The organism is Fulvimarina endophytica (assembly GCF_003403015.1).
Classification (GTDB): domain Bacteria; phylum Pseudomonadota; class Alphaproteobacteria; order Rhizobiales; family Rhizobiaceae; genus Fulvimarina; species Fulvimarina endophytica.
On record NZ_QURL01000001.1, the window covers coordinates 407,825 to 424,777 of the forward strand.

General features: G+C 63.1%; 19 protein-coding genes. 7 read left to right on the forward strand and 12 right to left on the reverse strand.

Features of this window, described 5'->3' with window-relative positions:
- Nucleotides 1-238: 238 nt before the first annotated feature.
- On the reverse strand, nucleotides 239-2,158 hold the full coding sequence (locus tag DYI37_RS01730) for an ABC-F family ATP-binding cassette domain-containing protein (RefSeq protein WP_116681460.1): 1,920 nt from the start codon (nucleotides 2,156-2,158) through the stop codon (nucleotides 239-241).
- A gap of 338 nt (nucleotides 2,159-2,496) precedes the next feature.
- Here DYI37_RS01730 and DYI37_RS01735 point away from each other — a divergent pair, with 338 nt between their 5' ends.
- Nucleotides 2,497-3,192, forward strand: a complete 696-nt coding sequence (locus DYI37_RS01735; RefSeq protein WP_116681461.1) for a glutathione S-transferase family protein — start codon at nucleotides 2,497-2,499, stop codon at nucleotides 3,190-3,192.
- A gap of 22 nt (nucleotides 3,193-3,214) precedes the next feature.
- On the opposite strand, the gene DYI37_RS01740 is transcribed toward DYI37_RS01735, so the two are convergent.
- The 4 genes from DYI37_RS01740 to DYI37_RS01755 all read right to left on the reverse strand — a co-directional run bounded on the left by DYI37_RS01740 (nucleotide 3,215) and on the right by DYI37_RS01755 (nucleotide 5,541).
- On the reverse strand, nucleotides 3,215-3,616 hold the full coding sequence (locus tag DYI37_RS01740; protein WP_116681462.1) for a hypothetical protein: 402 nt from the start codon (nucleotides 3,614-3,616) through the stop codon (nucleotides 3,215-3,217).
- 577 nt (nucleotides 3,617-4,193) lie between these two features.
- Complete coding sequence (locus DYI37_RS01745) at nucleotides 4,194-4,454, reverse strand: hypothetical protein (protein ID WP_116681463.1); 261 nt, start codon at nucleotides 4,452-4,454, stop codon at nucleotides 4,194-4,196.
- 107 nt (nucleotides 4,455-4,561) lie between these two features.
- On the reverse strand, nucleotides 4,562-5,050 hold the full coding sequence (locus DYI37_RS01750; protein ID WP_245413731.1) for a TIGR02301 family protein: 489 nt from the start codon (nucleotides 5,048-5,050) through the stop codon (nucleotides 4,562-4,564).
- Nucleotides 5,051-5,118: 68 nt separating this feature from the next.
- Nucleotides 5,119-5,541, reverse strand: a complete 423-nt coding sequence (locus DYI37_RS01755; RefSeq protein ID WP_116681464.1) for an NUDIX domain-containing protein — start codon at nucleotides 5,539-5,541, stop codon at nucleotides 5,119-5,121.
- A gap of 38 nt (nucleotides 5,542-5,579) precedes the next feature.
- On the opposite strand from DYI37_RS01755, the gene DYI37_RS01760 reads away from it, so the two are divergent.
- Nucleotides 5,580-6,380, forward strand: coding sequence for an SOS response-associated peptidase (locus tag DYI37_RS01760; RefSeq protein ID WP_245413732.1), 801 nt, complete (start codon nucleotides 5,580-5,582; stop codon nucleotides 6,378-6,380).
- Nucleotides 6,381-6,470: 90 nt separating this feature from the next.
- Here DYI37_RS01760 and DYI37_RS01765 read toward each other — a convergent pair whose 3' ends face one another.
- Nucleotides 6,471-6,650 carry a hypothetical protein gene (locus DYI37_RS01765; RefSeq protein ID WP_116681465.1) on the reverse strand — a complete coding sequence of 60 codons (180 nt, stop codon included), beginning with the start codon at nucleotides 6,648-6,650 and terminating at the stop codon, nucleotides 6,471-6,473.
- 330 nt (nucleotides 6,651-6,980) lie between these two features.
- Here DYI37_RS01765 and cysS point away from each other — a divergent pair, with 330 nt between their 5' ends.
- The 4 genes from cysS to rarD all read left to right on the forward strand — a co-directional run bounded on the left by cysS (nucleotide 6,981) and on the right by rarD (nucleotide 11,310).
- Nucleotides 6,981-8,435 carry a cysteine--tRNA ligase gene (gene cysS / locus DYI37_RS01770; RefSeq protein WP_116681466.1) on the forward strand — a complete coding sequence of 485 codons (1,455 nt, stop codon included), beginning with the start codon at nucleotides 6,981-6,983 and terminating at the stop codon, nucleotides 8,433-8,435.
- 215 nt (nucleotides 8,436-8,650) lie between these two features.
- Nucleotides 8,651-9,613, forward strand: a complete 963-nt coding sequence (pip, locus tag DYI37_RS01775; protein WP_116681467.1) for a prolyl aminopeptidase — start codon at nucleotides 8,651-8,653, stop codon at nucleotides 9,611-9,613.
- Nucleotides 9,614-9,631: 18 nt separating this feature from the next.
- A complete protein-coding gene (locus tag DYI37_RS01780; protein ID WP_116681468.1) occupies nucleotides 9,632-10,126 on the forward strand; it encodes a GFA family protein in 495 nt (164 codons plus the stop codon).
- Nucleotides 10,127-10,323: 197 nt separating this feature from the next.
- Nucleotides 10,324-11,310, forward strand: coding sequence for an EamA family transporter RarD (rarD, locus tag DYI37_RS01785; RefSeq protein ID WP_116681798.1), 987 nt, complete (start codon nucleotides 10,324-10,326; stop codon nucleotides 11,308-11,310).
- Here rarD and DYI37_RS01790 read toward each other — a convergent pair.
- Both DYI37_RS01790 and DYI37_RS01795 read right to left on the reverse strand, forming a co-directional pair.
- On the reverse strand, nucleotides 11,280-12,830 hold the full coding sequence (locus DYI37_RS01790) for a carbon-nitrogen hydrolase family protein (protein ID WP_116681469.1): 1,551 nt from the start codon (nucleotides 12,828-12,830) through the stop codon (nucleotides 11,280-11,282). The two genes, rarD and DYI37_RS01790, sit on opposite strands and share 31 nt — an antisense overlap.
- Nucleotides 12,831-12,968: 138 nt before the next feature.
- Entirely contained in the window at nucleotides 12,969-13,574 is a 606-nt protein-coding gene (locus DYI37_RS01795) for an LOG family protein (protein ID WP_116681470.1), read from the reverse strand.
- A gap of 326 nt (nucleotides 13,575-13,900) precedes the next feature.
- On the opposite strand from DYI37_RS01795, the gene DYI37_RS01800 reads away from it, so the two are divergent.
- Nucleotides 13,901-14,293, forward strand: a complete 393-nt coding sequence (locus DYI37_RS01800; protein ID WP_116681471.1) for a YbaN family protein — start codon at nucleotides 13,901-13,903, stop codon at nucleotides 14,291-14,293.
- A gap of 174 nt (nucleotides 14,294-14,467) precedes the next feature.
- Here DYI37_RS01800 and DYI37_RS01805 read toward each other — a convergent pair whose 3' ends face one another.
- The 4 genes from DYI37_RS01805 to DYI37_RS01820 all read right to left on the reverse strand — a co-directional run bounded on the left by DYI37_RS01805 (nucleotide 14,468) and on the right by DYI37_RS01820 (nucleotide 16,894).
- Nucleotides 14,468-15,196 (reverse strand): SH3 domain-containing protein, encoded by a 729-nt coding sequence (locus tag DYI37_RS01805; RefSeq protein WP_116681472.1) that lies wholly within the window; start codon nucleotides 15,194-15,196, stop codon nucleotides 14,468-14,470.
- A gap of 46 nt (nucleotides 15,197-15,242) precedes the next feature.
- The gene (gene csgH / locus DYI37_RS01810) at nucleotides 15,243-15,653 is read right to left on the reverse strand and encodes a curli-like amyloid fiber formation chaperone CsgH (RefSeq protein ID WP_116681473.1); all 411 of its coding nucleotides are present in this window, start codon (nucleotides 15,651-15,653) and stop codon (nucleotides 15,243-15,245) included.
- Nucleotide 15,654: 1 nt separating this feature from the next.
- Nucleotides 15,655-16,275, reverse strand: coding sequence for a hypothetical protein (locus DYI37_RS01815; protein WP_116681474.1), 621 nt, complete (start codon nucleotides 16,273-16,275; stop codon nucleotides 15,655-15,657).
- A 124-nt stretch (nucleotides 16,276-16,399) separates the two neighbouring features.
- On the reverse strand, nucleotides 16,400-16,894 hold the full coding sequence (locus tag DYI37_RS01820) for a hypothetical protein (RefSeq protein ID WP_158555057.1): 495 nt from the start codon (nucleotides 16,892-16,894) through the stop codon (nucleotides 16,400-16,402).
- Between the last annotated feature and the right edge of the window lie 59 nt (nucleotides 16,895-16,953).

Below are 16,953 nucleotides of genomic sequence, written 5' to 3' on the forward strand. Positions count from 1 at the left end.
ATGGTTCGAGCTGGATTGGGCATGGGGCATCGATTCCGGTTCGATCGTGGGGCGCCATCAGGCGGCGGCTCGTCCCGCATTCGGGACGGACACGGCGATCTTTCCCACCCGTCTAGCGCATCGTAACACCAGATACGAGCGCAACGCTGTAAATATTTGTAAGACTGACTGTTTTCCTGTCGTCTACGCGTCATGAAGAACGGTGGAACCGGGCTTTACTGGCACCGGCTCGGCCGCTTCAGCCGGCGATCGCAGCCTCGTACTCGCCGGACAGACCCAGCCATTCCTCTTCGAGCGTCTGGAGCGAGCGCTCGGCCTCGGCCTTCTGCCGGTTGAGGTCGACGACGCGAACCGGATCGTTGCGGTAGATCGCAGGATCGGCGAGCAGGCGATCCGTCTCGCTCAGCGTCTTCTGAACCTTCGCCATATCGGCTTCGAGCTTGTCGATCTTGCGCTTCAGGGGCTTCATTCGATCGCGCGCCTGCGCCGACTGACGCCGCAGATCGGCTTTGGGTGCCGAAGGTTCGATCGGCGCGATCGGAGCGGGCACGGATGCCGCATCCGCGTTGGTCTTCGTCGCCTTCGACGGCTTGCCGCCGGACAGGACCAGTTTCTTGTATTCCGACAGGTCGCCCTCGAAGCGGGACACCGTTCCCTCGTCCACGAGCCACAACCGATCGACGGTCGCCTCGACGATATGCCGGTCATGGCTGATCAGGACGACGGCGCCCGGATAGTCATTCAGCGCGTGGATGAGGCTTTCGCGCGCCTCGATGTCGAGGTGGTTCGTCGGCTCGTCGAGAATGAGGAGATGGGGCGCGTCGATGGTCGCAAGGCCGAGGAGGAGGCGCGCCTTCTCGCCGCCCGAGAGCTTGTCGGCAACGGTTTCCATCTTGTCGCGCGGCAGGCCCATCTGCGCGACCCGGGCACGCACCTTCGGTTCCGGGGCGTCCGGCATCAGGCGCCGCACGTGTTCGATCGCATTCTCCTGGGGTCTCAGGTCGTCGATCTGATGCTGGGCGAAATAGGCGACCTTCAGACCCGGTGCCTTCGTCAGGCGTCCCTGGCCCGCATCGAGTCGCTCGGCCAGAAGCTTGGCGAAGGTTGACTTGCCGTTGCCGTTCTTGCCGAGAAGCGCGATCCGGTCGTCGTTGTCGATCCGCAGATCGAGGTGCTTCAGGATCGGCTGGCCCGGCTGATAGCCCACCTCGATCTTCTCCATCGCGATGATCGGCGAAGCGGGCTGTTTGTCGGGTTCCGGGAATACGATCGGCGTCACGCTCTCCTCGACGATCGCCTGGAGCGGCCCGAGCTTCTCCAGCGCTTTCAGTCGCGACTGGGCCTGCTTCGCCTTCGACGCCTTGGCGCGGAAGCGAGCGACGAACGCTTCCATGTGCTTGCGCTTCTCGGTCTGCTTCACGTTCTGCTTCTGGAGCAGTTCGATCTTTTCGGCCCTCTGGCGAGCGAAGGAATCGTAGTCGCCGCGATAGAAGACGAGCTTCTTCTGGTCGAGGTGGACGATCGAATTGACCGCATTGTTGAGAACGTCCCGATCATGGCTGATGAGGAGGACGGTATGCGGATAGCGGGCGACGAAGTTTTCCAGCCAGAGCGTGCCCTCGAGATCGAGATAGTTCGTCGGCTCGTCGAGAAGCAGAAGATCGGGACTGGAGAAGAGGACGGCGGCGAGCGCCACGCGCATGCGCCATCCCCCCGAGAAGGACGAGGCCGGGCGGGCCTGCGCTTCCTCGTCGAAGCCGAGGCCTGCGAGGATCGAAGCCGCGCGTGCCTCGGCGGAATGGGCGTCGATGTCGAAAAGCCGCGTATGGATGTCCGCGATTTTCATCGGATCGGTCTCGGTCTCGGCCGCCGCCATGAGCGCGGCGCGCTCCTGGTCGCCGGCAAGAACGATCTCGATCAGCGACTCCTCCGTGCCCGGCGCTTCCTGCGCGACCTGCCCGAGCCGCATGTTGCGGGGGATGCTGACGGACCCGCTCTCGGACGCCAGTTCACCCGTGATGACGCGAAACAGCGTCGACTTGCCGGCGCCGTTGCGGCCGACTAGCCCGGCCTTCGTGCCTGTCGGGAGGCTGAGGCTCGCATGATCGATGAGAAGGCGTCCAGCGACGCGAGCGGAAAGGTCGGTAATCTGTAGCATGGCGCGCTTGTGCCACGGCTTTCGGTCGAGGTGAAGTCGCGCTTTGCACTCGCCGGATCGCAGGGGCGAAGAAACCGGCGAAACCTCGCTGCAGCAGGCCGCGCGCATCGATGGGGGAGAAGGCTTGACGCGGTCCCCGGCTTGGGCAGAGAGGAGAAGGGTGTGAATAGCCCGATCAGCATCGGCAAGCCTGCGTTGAGACGACGTCCCGATTTTCCTTTCGGGCCGACCGCCTTAGGTCCTGTCTCACGTTGAACGCGAGGCCCATACCGGTCGTTGGTAAGTTCCTTCGGTGTAATTGCGAAACGGTATCGAGCCCATCTGGCAGATGGACGCCTATGAGCATCACACTCTACGAACTCGTCGGGAGCGACGAAACGCGGCCGTTTTCGCCCCACTGCTGGAAGGTGAGAATGGCGCTTGAACTCAAAGGCTTGTCCTACGAGTGCGAGCCGGTTCGCTTCACGGAAATCCCGACCGTCGCTGATGGTTCGGCGCGGACGCTGCCCGTCCTCAGAGACGGTTCGCGCCTCATCGTCGACTCGTTCAAGATCGCCGAACATCTGGAGGAGGCCTATCCTGAGCGGCCGACGCTGTTCGGCGACGGAGCGGGACGCGCCTATGCCCGCTTCATCGAGAAGTGGGTGCTGATGGAGCTTCACCCGCTCATCACGAGAATCGCGGTTCGCGAGATCCACGATCTTCTGGATCTGCCGGACCAGAATTATTTCCGGCGTACGAGGGAGATGCGGCTCGGCGCGACACTCGAAGACGTCACCCGCAGCCGGGACGAGGCAAGGCCGAAATTCGCGTCCGCTTTGCAACCCGTTCGCGCCGTTCTCGACGAACAACCGTTCCTTGGCGGGGCGGAGCCCCGTTTCGTCGATTTCATCCTGTTCGGCGCCCTGCAATGGGTTCGCCTCGTCTCGACTTTCCCGGTTCTGGCGAAGGACGATGTGGTCGACATCTGGTTCGAGCGATGTCTCGATCTCTACGGCTCTCTTGGCCGATCCTATCCCGCCTGCGAGGGCTGACCTCGTCGAAATGCAACCGAGGCTAGTCGCCGGTCACGAAGTAGGCGAGTTCTCCGTCCGGCGTGATGCCGAGCCGATAGAAGTTGTAGGCGCCGAAGTCCGCCATGAACTCGTAATCGCCGGCGGTGACGAGTTCGAAGAGTTCGACCTTCTGCGACGGTGTGAGCGTATCGAGGCGGGTCTGGGCGAAATAGGGCCAGACATAGATGGTGTCCTCGCTGTCCGGCTCGACTACGATATGACCGGCCTCCAGAACTTCGAGAAGGATCGCCAGGATCTCAATCCCATCCGGATCTCCCGAAAGACCCTTCAGATGCTCGATGGGGTTTGTGACGCTGCCACCGAAGGACAGGATGGTTTCGTTCTCGCCGGTCTGCAGAAACGGGCGCAGCTTTTCGATGATACCCGTTCGCGCGACCTCCATGAGCCTCGCCCTGAGGTCTCGCACCGGCTTCGGCAGGCCCTCGTCTCCGTAGAAGATGCGGGATGTGCGAAGACTGTCTCCGGTCGCAGGAGGTGCCTCGGTATCAGCTCCCCCAGCCGAAGGTGCCGGTTGCGCCGGTTGCGCCGGATCGGTGTCGGTAGCCGCGGATGGTTGAGATCGGCTGGTCGAGGGGAGGGATGGTTGCGACCCGGCCGCTCCCTCGCTTGCGGGCGCACCTTCCACTGGATTACCGCCCGCTGCTGGCTCGACCGAAGTTTGCGGCACCGAATCCACCGGCGAACCGGCACCGTCCGGAGTGGCTGGTACCGTCGAAGGCAGGGGCGGGAGAGGGACGGCGACGATCCCTTCCCGGATCTCGCCCGATGCCTCGCCATTATCATCGACGATCTGCGAGAGGGCCATCGATGCGGTCGAAGCCGTGAGGCAACCGAAGAGTGCGGCCACGCGAACGAGTCCGTTCAAATTCGGCATCGTCTTCCTCGTCGAGCGGGACAGGGGAATGGGCTTGGACTCGGTAGAGGATCCGCCGGGCCGGGCCGGCGCAATCGCAGTCAAACTACTGAAGCGTCGGATTCTGGCGGAACACGCCGAACTCCACCTGGCGCCGCAGGCTCTCCAGAACGTCGAGTGCATGGGTTTCGCCGTGGAGACGGACGAGCTCGGTCATCGCAGTAGAGAGAGCGGTCTCTGCGAGGATCTCCGATTCGATCCCCTCGCTGATGCCATCGGCCCATGCCTCGTTGTGATATTCGAGGGCGACCTGCTTCTTCTCGGCCTGAATGATCTCGTCGAGTTCGGTTTTCGGCAGGTCGAGCATGAAGGCATCCCTTGTTCTCAATGCGGATTGCGACGATCCGTTTACGTTTCATTACCACGAAACACGGGATTGTCTGCGTCACCGGTGCAAAGATCATTTACGTTTGATTAATTTCCGTAGCGCGTCAGCATGTCTCGCGAAAGGGCGACACCCTCTTCCCTGTAACGATTGTGAGCGATCCGAGCTGCCGGGGTGCAGTGGCGATAGGTCGATTCGAACGCCCTGTAGCCACTGTTGAAGCTCGCGATCATGCGCTTGCGATCGGTCTCGTTCGGCTTCTGAGCCTTGAGAAAGGCGCTCATTTCGTCTCGCCACACATTTGATTTGGGATCGGCGCAAAGGGTGCTGAGGAAGTGCATCGACCCCATGACGGTCGAAAGGCGATTGATCGCATTGCTGAACGGGCCCTCGCTGGCCGCCGCGGGAGCCGCCGCGTCGCTCGCTTCGTCTTCCGCCTGCCCGGCCTTCCCCCCACTCTGCTGCTGCTGCGCGGCCTCCTGCGCCGGAGCCTCGCGCGGGAGGGCGAAGGAGAGCGGAAGAAGGGCGCAAAGGACGGCGAGCGAGGACGAGCGGCGGAGCGTGATCATGGTCGCCATTTTGGGTCCCGTGCGGACAATTTTAAGGCCGGCCGCCGCGGGTGCAGCAATGATGCGCTTTCGATGCGTCACCGCAACAGTTTCGCGCAGTCGGCGACGATGCGGCCGAGTTCGGGCGTCGTCTCTCCACTGGCCTCGAGCCCCGCGATCTCGGAACAGGGACGAAAGAGGACACGCGCGGCATCGCTTCCGGCGATGGGCGATGCGTTCTCGGGCAGCTTCCCGGTGAAGACGCAGATGACGAAATGAAACGCCTCATAGATCGCCTGATGATTCGTAACGAAGCGAAGCTCCGTCTCCTCGACGCGAACGCCGACCTCTTCCATGATCTCCCGCGCGGCGGCCGCAGACAGCGTCTCGCCGAAACCGACGCGGCCACCGGGAAGCGATAGCAGACCTTCGAGAGTCTGCCCTTTGCTGCGCTCGATCAGGAGCACGTCACCGTCGCGAATGAGAGCGACTGAAACGGCGATTTCGGGCTTCCTGGTCATTCTGATGAACCTTGCGTTTCCCGGGTGCGATGGCGGGCTTGACCCCGCGCGCCCAGCCCTGTTCTGTCGGCCGCATGTGCGGACGCTTCGCCTTACACGCCAAACCCGAACTCGTCGCCGAATTCCTCTCGGCTGGCGACGTGACGGATTTCCCACCGCGTTACAACATCGCCCCGACGCAGCCGATCCTTCTGGCGATCGGCGACGAGGGTGAGCGCCCGAACGGAAATGCATCCGGCCGGTCGCTGCAACTCGCCCGCTGGGGCCTCATCCCGTCATGGGTAAAGGATGCGTCCGGGTTCCCCCTTCTCATCAATGCCCGGGGGGAGACGGCTGCGACCAAGCACTCGTTTCGGTCGGCGATGAAGTACCGACGATGCCTCGTCCCGGCAACCGAGTTCTATGAATGGCGTCGGGAAGGGAAGGGTGCGTCGCAGCCCTTCCTGTTCAGGCCCGCCGATCGCAGACCGTTCGCTTTCGCAGCCCTGATGGAGACCGCGATCGGGCCCGATGGCGGAGAGTTGGACACGGCGGCTCTCGTCACAACGGCAGCGAGCGGTGCCGCAAAGACGATCCACGATCGCATGCCGGTGACGGTGGGAGAGCCGGATTTTGAGAGATGGCTGAACTGCCGCAACTACGGCGTGGCGGATGTCAACGATCTTCTGGAGCGTTCGGATGTGCCGGATTTCGACATCGTACCGATCGGGCCTGCCGTCAATAAGGTGGCCAATATGGGCCCGTCCATTCAGGACCCCGTAGAGAGACCGATCGAGGATCGGGACATGCCGGGTGACAGGAACGAGACGCCGCTCGGCGATCAGTTGCGACTGATCTGAAGGCTGCTTGTCACGGACGGCGTTTCCGAACGCGATATGATGGATGAACGGGGCCGTTTGCCGCGTGCGATCGGCCCCTTTCCTGGGTTGTCATTTGCCTGCGTTCTGGAACTGGGGCAGGGCGGCATGGGACTGGGCCACACGCTTGCCGCCGCAATAACTGGCTGCTGCGAGGATCGCGGCATTGCCGAGCTGGCGGTAGTTGTCTTCCAGTCGGATCTCGTTCTGGCGATCGGCCTGGGAGCGGAAGTGGATCTCGTTGTGCTTCATCGGGTGTTCGTGCCTGGCTGGTTGGACGCCTGTCCTAGCCATCCCGCAATTGAGACAGTTTCGAGGCATTCACGCTCTCCACGAACGCTTTGTGACACCGTCCGATCGGCGGACGGATCGATGCCGGAGAGCCGTGTCCTTCCGGCCACGCTGCGCGCCATGATGGTAAAGAATCGGTTAAGGCGGGGTGGGTCCTTACAGGTCGGTGGGGCCGAGGAATGGACCCGTCATTTCGCGTTCCGTCGCGATACCGGATTTGAAAATCGCCCGGATTGAGCCTACCCACGCAAAACGCCAATACCGATCTTCGAAGCGACAGGACGTTCAACCATGGCCGAGGCTTCTCGCGGTCTTCGACTGACCGATACGATGACGCGCCAGAAACGGGACTACACACCTCTGGATTGGCGCGACGACACCATTGCCGACGCCGACAAGCGCGTGCGGATGTATGTCTGCGGACCCACTGTCTACGATTTCGCCCATATCGGCAATGCGCGGCCGGTCATTGTGTTCGACGTCCTGTTCCGTCTCCTGCGCCATCTCTATGGCGCCGAGCGGGTGGTCTACGTCCGGAACATCACGGATGTCGACGACAAGATCAACGCACGCGCCGCCCGCGATTTTCCGGGCCTGCCGCTCAACGAGGCGATCAGGCTGGTGACCGAGAAGACCGCCGACCAGTTCCACGCCGATACGAAGGCGCTTGGCTGCCTTCCGCCGTCGGTCGAGCCGCGAGCGACGGAGTATGTCGCAGGTCATGCGGACGGGCACGACATGGTGACGATGATCTCGACCCTGATCGGGAAGGGCAACGCCTACGAGGCGGGTGGCGAGGTTCTGTTCGACGTCACCTCGATGCCGGACTATGGCGGATTGTCGAACCGCAAGCTCGACGAGCAGCAGGCCGGTGCCCGGGTGGCGGTGGAGCGGCACAAGCGAAATCCGGGCGATTTCGTTCTCTGGAAGCAGTCGAACGAGGGAGAGCCGGGCTGGGACAGTCCGTGGGGCAGGGGCCGCCCAGGCTGGCACATCGAATGCTCGGTCATGAGCGCGGCCCATCTGGGCGAGATCTTCGACATCCATGGCGGCGGGCTCGATCTGATCTTCCCGCACCACGAAAACGAGATCGCCCAGTCGCGTTGCGCGCACGGGTCGGACAGGATGGCCGAGATCTGGATGCACAACGGATATGTGCAGGTCGAAGGCCGCAAGATGTCGAAGTCCGAGGGCAACTTCGTCACCATTCGCGATCTCCTCGAGACCGAGACCTTCGGTGGCCGGACCTGGCCGGGGGACGTTCTGCGGCTTGCGATGCTGATGACCCACTACCGCGAACCGATCGACTTCTCGGTGAGACGGCTGGAGGAAGCCGAGACGGCGCTGAAGGCCTGGTTGTCCGACACGCGCGACGCCGCCGCGACGCGGCCGAGCGAGACGCTCGTCGCGGCGCTCTCGGACGATCTGGCGAGCGGAGCCGTGATCGCGGAACTGCATGCGCTTCGCCGATCGGATCCGGCAGCCCTGCGCGCCGGGCTCGACCTTCTCGGGATCGATCTCGAGCGTTTCGCGGGCGATGTCTCCCGGCAGGAGCAATTTCGTTCGCAGGTCCCGGTCGAGGAGATCGAGAGACTGGTCGAGGAGCGCCTCGCTCTCATCCGCGCGAAGGAATGGGCCGCCGCGGACGAGATCCGAGACATCCTTTCGCAGAAGGGCATCCAGCTGAAGGACGGCAAGGATGCGCAGACGGGCGAGCGGATCACGACCTGGGAGACGCGCCACTGATCCGTCGGGACGGTTCGGCTGCTGCCGACCCTTCCCCGCGTTATGATCGATGCGGAAGATCGATGGACACGTCCATTTGACGCATGAGCGCAGATTTCTTGCCCGATCCGTTCGCTGGCGGCAGTGCGCACTATAGTTTCATGTCGAAGAGCCGCGCCGAGGTTCTCGGAACCGTGGCTTCGACGAATTCAAATTCCGTTGCGAATCGATAGCTGATGACATCCGACACGACGCGCAAAGCCTATCCCGCCATCGATCCGTACGAGACCGGCCGACTGCCCGTCGGCGATGGACACGAGCTCTATTACGAGCTCTGCGGGAATCCGAACGGAACGCCGATCGTCTTCCTGCATGGCGGACCGGGAAGCGGATGCTCGCCGCACCATCGCCGGCTCTTCGATCCGCAGCGCTACCGCATCCTGCTTTTCGACCAGCGAGGCTGCGGCCGATCGAGCCCCCTCGGCGGCCTCGATGCGAATACGACCTGGCATCTCGTCGAGGACATGGAGAAGCTGCGCCGCGCCCTCGATATCGAACGCTGGGTGCTCTTCGGCGGATCCTGGGGCGCGACCCTTGCCCTCGCCTATGCCCAGACCCATCCCGAGACCGTTTCCGCGATGATCCTGCGAGGCGTGTTCTCCGGCCGGCGCGCGGAGCTTTCGTGGTTCTACGAAAAGGGAGCGAACCATCTGTTCCCGGACGAATGGGAGAACCTGACGGCTCTGGTTCCTCAGGCGGAACAGGGCGATATCATCGGCGCTTATCGCCGCCGTCTGACCGATCCCGATCGCGCCGTCCGCGCGGCTGCCGCTGCGAGCTGGACGCAATGGGAATCGGCGACCGTCGCGATGCGATCGGGGCCGCCACCACAGCCGTCGCGATCCGTGTCCGATGCGACCATCGCCTTCGCGCGCATCGAGAACCATTATTTCCACCACGACCTGTGGCTCGAAGACGGGCAGCTTCTCGATCGCGCCGATCGTCTGTCCCGGATTCCCGGCGTCATCGTGCAGGGTCGGTACGACGTCGTCACGCCGGCGATCACGTCATGGCAACTTGCGCAGGTCTGGACGCAGGCCGATTATCGCATGGTCGAGGGTGCGGGCCATGCCTTCGCCGAACCCGGAATCCTTCAGGAGCTGCTTGCGGCGACGGATCGGTTCTCGTCGGCACTCTGAAAGGCGAGGCGGACTGCCATGCAGAACGAAACACATATGATGAGTGGCGGATGCCAGTGCGGTGCCGTGAGGTTTCGTTGCGAACCCGATGTCGCGACCGCGCATATCTGTCATTGCCGGATGTGCCAGAAGGCCGTCGGCAACTTCTATGCGGCCCTCGTGAAGGTTTTCGACGGCCGTCTCGTCTGGACGAAGGATGAGCCGAGCGAGTTCCAGTCGTCTTCCGCCGCAAGCCGGGGCTTCTGCGCCCGATGCGGAACGCCTCTCACCTATCGCGCGCCCGACGGCATGTTCCTGCTCATCGGCGCATTCGATGACCCATCCAAGCTTCCTCCCCGACGCCAATACGGGATCGAGGCGCGCTGCGAATTCGTGCAGACCCTTTCCAGCCTGCCGGCATCCCGGACCAGCGACGACTTTGACGATCAGCCCTTCCTCGCCGATCTCGTCTCCCATCAGCATCCCGATCATCCGGGTGAGGACGAGCGATCGGATGACGAAGGTTTCCGGTGATCGCAGCGATCACAAAAAACAGGACGCCCGAACTCGCGAAGGCTGATAGACCGGGGGCAGGGGATACGGACCGGCAGATGCGTTCGCGATCCCATTCGTTTCAAACCTGAGACAAACGACGATCCCGCATAGTCCGTCAAACGACCGTCTGGTCCGTCATGGCGGTTTCGGGTTTTCGCTTCCGCAAGGCCATGTTCATGCAGCCAGATCCGACCGAAACCCGCCGCGGGCTGCTCCTCGCGATCAGTGCCTACGGATTGTGGGGCATCGTGCTGCCATTCTACATGAAGGCGCTGGATCACGTCTCGCCCGTGGAGATCGTGGCGCACCGCATCATCTGGGCGCTGCCCTTCGCGGCCATTCTCCTGATGTATCAGGGGCGCTTCGCCAGGACCGTGCGTTATCTCGCGGACATGCGAACGACGGCCCTGGCACTGCTGACGGCGGCTCTGATCTCGATCAACTGGGGCGTCTACGTCTACGCCATCGTTGCCGGCCAGACGGTGGATGCGGCGCTCGGCTATTACATCAATCCGCTTCTCAACGTGCTTCTGGCCGCCCTGGTTCTGAAGGAGCGTCCGAGCCGGCTTCAGGCGATCGCCGTCGGGCTCGCGACGGTCGGCGTTGCGATCATGACGGTGAAGGCCGGAGGGCTGCCGTGGATCTCGCTCGTCCTCGCCTGCACCTTCGGGTCCTACGGCCTGGTGCGCAAAATGGTGAAGGTCGATGCGAGCGAGGGCTTCTTTCTCGAAGTCGTTCTCTTGACGCCCTTCGCGGTGGCCGCGCTCTTCATCGTCCCCGTGAGCCATTTCGGCGTCATTCCCTACGAGACCGTGATGCTGATGGGCGCCGGCCCCCTGACCGCTGTTCCGCTGATCCTCTTTGCGGCCGGAGCGCGGCTTCTGAACTTCGCGACGGTCGGCATCCTGCAATATCTCGTGCCGACCTGCCTGTTCCTCATCGCCGTCTTCATCTTCGGCGAGCCATTCAGCGTTTGGCAACTGGTCGCTTTCGCCTTCATCTGGACCGCGCTCGGCCTCTACACGGTGACGCTTCTGCGGCAGGCGAGGGTGGAGCGCCAGAGGCGACGCCGACGCCAACCCTCCGCCGCGCAGACCTCCGCCCAGATGGACGGTCAGGCCGCAGCGCTCGATCAGCCCCCGTCGGACCAGGCGATCCGGTAGAGATCCAGACGGCGGTCGCGCAGGTTCTTCACCGAACCCTCGTAGCGGGCCCAGGACAGGGTCGCCAGATTGAGATCGGCGACGGTCACCATCTCCACGTTTTCCGAGGCTTCGGCCGCGATGCCGTCGCGCGCGAAGGGAAAATCACAGGGCGTGAAGATGCCCGATTGCGCATATTCGATATCGAGATTGTCCACATTGCCCAGATTGCCCGTCATGCCGCTCGTGACGACATAGCACTGGTTCTCCACCGCGCGTGCCTGACAGCAGTAGCGCACGCGCAGATAGCCGTGCCGCGTATCCGTGTTGAACGGCACGAAGAGGATGCGCGCACCCTGATCGGCCAGACGGCGGCCGATCTCCGGGAATTCCGAATCGTAGCAGATCATGATGCCGACCGGTCCGCAGTCGGTCTCGATCACGTCGAGCGGTTCGCCGCCCTTGATCTGCCAGTAGGTCTGCTCGTTCGGCGTGGGATGGATCTTCTCGCGGGTATGGACGGAGCCGTCGCGCAGGAAGGCGTATCCGACGTTCTGGATATCCCCGTCCTCGGTCTTGGTCGCATGGCTGCCGCCGATGATGTTGATGTTCCGGCGGATCGCCATTTCCGTCAGCCTCTCGACGAATTCGGGCGTGTGCTCGGTCAGGCGCTGGATGGCGGCTTCCGGCTTCAGTTCCTCCGGCTCGCACGACAAGAGCATGAGCGTGAACAGCTCGGGGAAGACGACGAAATCCCCGCCATATTCGGAGGCGACCTCCACGAAATATTCGACGGCATCGTAGAACTGCTGCGGCCTGCTGATGGTCCGCGCTTCCATCTGGACCGTGACGACGCGCACAATATCCGGATTGCCGCGATTGACCGGCTGATTCTCACGCTCGGGATCGTAATACGGATTGCGCCAAACCATCAGCACGCCGTATCCGCCGGAGTCCGCATCGGCGGGATAGTAGTTCTTCAGGAGCCGGACCGGCTCGAAGCCTGCATTAAGATGGAAGGTGGCGACGGGGTCCTTCACGTCGTTGCGCTTCACGGCTTCCAGATAATCCTCGGGCGATGCGAATTTTCTGGCATTGCGCTTGTAGCCCGGCATGCGGCCGCCGAAGGCGATGCCCTTGAGATGCTTGTCGGTCGCAAGGCGCCGCCGGGCATCGTAGAGCCGCTTCCCGATCCGCAAGCGGCGCTTGTCGGGATCGACACAGACCTCCATGCCATAAAGCCATTCGCCCCGCCGGTCGTGCATCGCAGCGTATCCGCCGCCGGTGACTTCGTTCCAGGTGTGCTGGTCGAGCGCCTTTCGCTCCGGCAGCATCATGGTCGCGGCGTAGCCGACCACCTCGCCGTCGTAGACCACGACGAACTGGCCTTCCGCGAATGCCGACATCTGACCGAGGATCATGCCCCGCGTATAGGGCGCCTCGTTCCGGAAGACCTTCGAAGACAAGGCGATGATCTTGTCGACATCTCCCTTCTCGGCAACGCGAACGACGATCTTCGGGGTTTGGCTTTTGTCGACCATGGAGGTTGGGCTGTCCTCGATTGATTAGGATTTCACCCAAACCTAGGCGGCAAAGGATCTGCCGCAACGCGTGAGCCGCATAATTCGCAGGAGAACCAGCGCGCCACTCCTGCGCGCCGGAACCTACACCGCCCGCAATCAGAGCTTCTCGATGATCTCGCCTCGACCCTCGAGCGCCATCTCGCCGAGAGCGCCTTCGATTGCGGGAAGAACCTCGTCGATGTCGGTCACGGGCAGCGGTCGCACATGCTGTGAGCGATGGATGAAGCCTTCCGCATCCATATGGTCGAGGAGGCTGGTCAACGGGTCCCAGAACCCGTTCAGATTCGCGATCACGATAGGCTTGCGGTGACGGCCGAGCTGGCCCCAGGTGAGGATCTCGATCAGTTCCTCGAGCGTTCCGATACCGCCCGGCAGGGCGACGAAGGCGTCCGACCGCCGGAACATCAGATGCTTGCGCTCATGCATGTCCTCGGTGACGATCAGCTCGTCGAGCCGCTTCAGCTCGCTCTCGGTCGCCTCCATATCGATGAGGAAACGAGGAATGATCCCGGTGACGAGGCCGCCGCCTTCGATCACCCCATCGGAGACCGCACCCATGATGCCGCGGGTGCCGCCACCATAGACGAGACGGATATCGTGCTCGGCAAGCGCGAGGCCGAGACGGCGAGCGGCGGAGAGATATTCGGGATCGCGGCCGGTGGAGGAGCCGCAATAGACGCATAGGGAACGAATCGTTGTCATGGCTCGGAAAATCGGTTTTGCGCGGGCAGCCGTCAAGCGTGAATCCGGCATTGCGTTACGTGTTCGGCGAAATGCTGCGCACGAGCCGACATACCGCCGTCTGCGACCGTTAGGTAAGGCTTGCAGGAGAGATGAAACCATCAGGCGCACATGCGAGACGCGCGATATCGAGTTCTTCCGAAGGACCGTCGGTTTCGAAGCTGCCTGGCGCGAGATGATTTTGCAGGCCGCGGGATGCCGTCTCGATCGCATGGCATAGATATCCATCTGCGACGATCGTGAACGATCGCGACGAATACCCTAGACGAGGCGGATATCGACCGCGCATGACGACGATCCGCATCTTCTGGTGGGCCATCGGCGCCCTCGCACTCGCACTGGGGCTGATCGGAGCCGTTCTGCCGCTCCTGCCGACGACCCCCTTCCTGATCCTCGCGGCCTTCGCGTTCTCCAAGAGCTCGCCACGAGTCGAACGCTGGCTGATCGAGCATCCGCGCTTCGGCCCGACGATCATGAATTGGCGACGCGAGAGAGCGATCGCCCGCAAGGCGAAATGGCTGGCGACGATCGTCATGCTGGTCACGCTCGCCGGCGGCCTGGTCTTCGGTCTCTCGTCGACGGTCCTGACGATCCAGGCGTTGGTCTTCGCCGGCGTCTGCACCTTCCTCTGGACGAGGCCGGAACCGCGCGCCGACCTGTTCGAGGAGAACGGGGCCTGAAACCTGGCCGGCCGGCGCGCCACAGGAGCGGCCGGCCGGCCGAACACGGAAGGTTCGCGGCGCGCGGAGCTGGAAGCGAGCCTTCGGACGAATGAACTCAACGACGTCGGGGAACCGACGTATCGTCGTTGGGGGCATTCTCCCGCTCCCCCGCACCCTTCTCGCGCCCGCGCCTCACTTGCTGGAGCGGCACTGCTGATCGAAGGTGAGGATCGGCCAGCGGTTCATGCGCGTCGCGGTCTGCTTGATCCAGCCGGAGAAATTGGCGACCTGGGCCCGGCACCAGTTCTCTCCAGACTGCGACTTGCACTCTTCGAGCCGGACGCAGGTTCCAGCAGGAATCGTCGCGACGACGTCGGCATCGCTGCGAGCTTCCTTGCGAGCATTGAGCGCGACGAGAACGCCCGCCTCGACGCTTCCGCCGTTCGGCGCGATCTCGGGAAGGCTCATATCCTTAGCGTCGGCGCAACTTGCGGTGTAGCCGTAATAGGTGCAGGGCGAGCGGGTGGACGGGGAGGGCGATCCGGCGCTTGCGGACTGTGTCACCCGCTCGAACACGATCGGGCCGCTGGTGGTGTCGCCGTTGATCCGCCGCTGATTGCCGCCGAGACGCGCCACGATCTTGTTGCTCGAATCGCGAAGGGCGAGCTGGTTGTCGACGATCGCCCAGTGATCGAGGTCGCTGAGCGTTCCGCCGCAATGTTCGGCCGACAACCCGAACCCGCCGTCGACGCTCTGGGAACGCAACTCCACGCGGCAGGCGCCGTCCTTCGTAAAACTCGGATCGAGGGTCTGCCACGTTCCGGAAAACGCGGCGACAAAGTCCGCCTCGCTCTGGGCCAGGACGGGAGCCGTCAAGGCGAAAAAGGCGGCAGCCGCCGTCGATGTATAAATCCTGATCAAGATCTGTTCCCCGTACGATCTCTTTTGCTGGGCGTTCGGGCGGGCGCTACCTCTGCGTCAGCACCTGCGCCGATGCGATCTCGTGACCGCCGGCCTGAACGACGAAACGCACGCTCAGGCTATCTCCGGCGGAGGCGTTGACGCTGGTGGTCGCCACAACGGCGGTTTCCCCCGCTGCCAATTTGGCGGTGCCGCCCTGGGCGGTGTTGATCCGGCCGGATGGCCCGGACTTCTCGATCGTGATCCTGCCCTCGTACTCGCCGGCGCTGAGACCGATGATCCGCCCGGCGATCCGCAAGGTTCCGTCCTCCCCCGAAACGTCGATCGCGCCGATGGCCGAAGGCATCGGCGTGGCCCCGTCCGTCGCGGGTACTGGTGAAGAGGACTGGGCGAAGGAGGCGGTTCCGGCAGGGGCCATGGCCATGATCAGGAGCGAAAGGCAGAATGCTGCGCGCATCTCACTGCCCGAAGGTCGACTGCGTGATGAAGACCGTTGCGCCATTGCTGACCACGCTGGGCGGCGCGCCGACGAGATTGTTTCCGATCTGATTGTAGATCACGTTCGTGCCGGGCGCGCCGACGACCGAGAGAGCGGCGGCATTGTTGTTGCCCTGCTGGAGGATGCCGCCGAAGACCTGGTTGCCTTCCACGTCGACTTCCGCCTGATTGTCGTTGCCGATCTGGATCGCGCCGGCGCCGGAGAGCTGCCCGTTCACGGAGACGTCGGCGGAATTGCCGCGTCCGTCCTGGAAAACGAAGGCCGTGTTGCCTCCGGCGAAATCGGAAGCCAGGGCCGAGCCTGCGTCCGGAGTGGCCGAGCGGCCGAGCGTTCCCGCAGCCGCATCGACGGCGATCGTCGCGCTGTTGCCCTCGCCGCTCGTCCCTGAATTCTGCTCGAGGGCGATTCGGTTGCCATTGCCGCCATCGAGGATGGTGGCTGAATTGCCTGCGCCGATCTGGCGCGCGAAGGCGGACTTGTCATCGTCGAGGATAAGGGACCGTCCACCCACGATGCTTCCGACTGCTTCGGACTGGTCGACGATCAGCGTGTTCTGCCCCCCGTCCTGCGTGATCCGCAACTGATTGTCCTGAGCGTAAGCCAACGTTACGGAAACTGCAGAGACGAAGATTGCGCCCGCAATGGCAGGGAAGGGGTGCAAGAACATCACAGTCTCCGTGGATGGCTTCTATACTCGCCCTCTACTACCATGATTGTTGTGATATGGATACCATATTACCGTTCCCGACCTGCGAAAAACCAGCGATATTGCCGCTTCCGATCTGGCTCACGCTGGCCTGGTTGCCCCGACCCTCGATGAAGGCGGAGAGTGTGTTGTTCGCGCCGCGCTGGGCGGAGGCGAAGAGATTGTCGCTGCCCACCACCTCGACGGTCATCGCGTTGCCGTAACCCTGCTGAAGCAACGAACCGAAGGGAAGCCCGTCGATGAGAGGCTTCGCGGCAAGACCTTCGCGCCCGCCGTTGCGATCGCCGCGAATGTCGATCGTGATCGCATTGGCGGAGAGGTCTGAACTCGAGTTATAGGTCTGGCGAATGTCGAGGCCGTTGTCGTTGCCCTCGACCGCCAAAACCAGCGTGTCGAGGCTGTCGGCCGTGGTGTCGATAATCAGCCTGTTCTCAGTGGCCGAGGCGGTCGAAGCAGCGAGCAATCCGGCGGTTGCGAGAAGAAGAAGGCGCATGACGGTCATCCGATCCGTTGAGTTGGATCGATGATGCCGCAGTCCTTCTCACGCCCTCT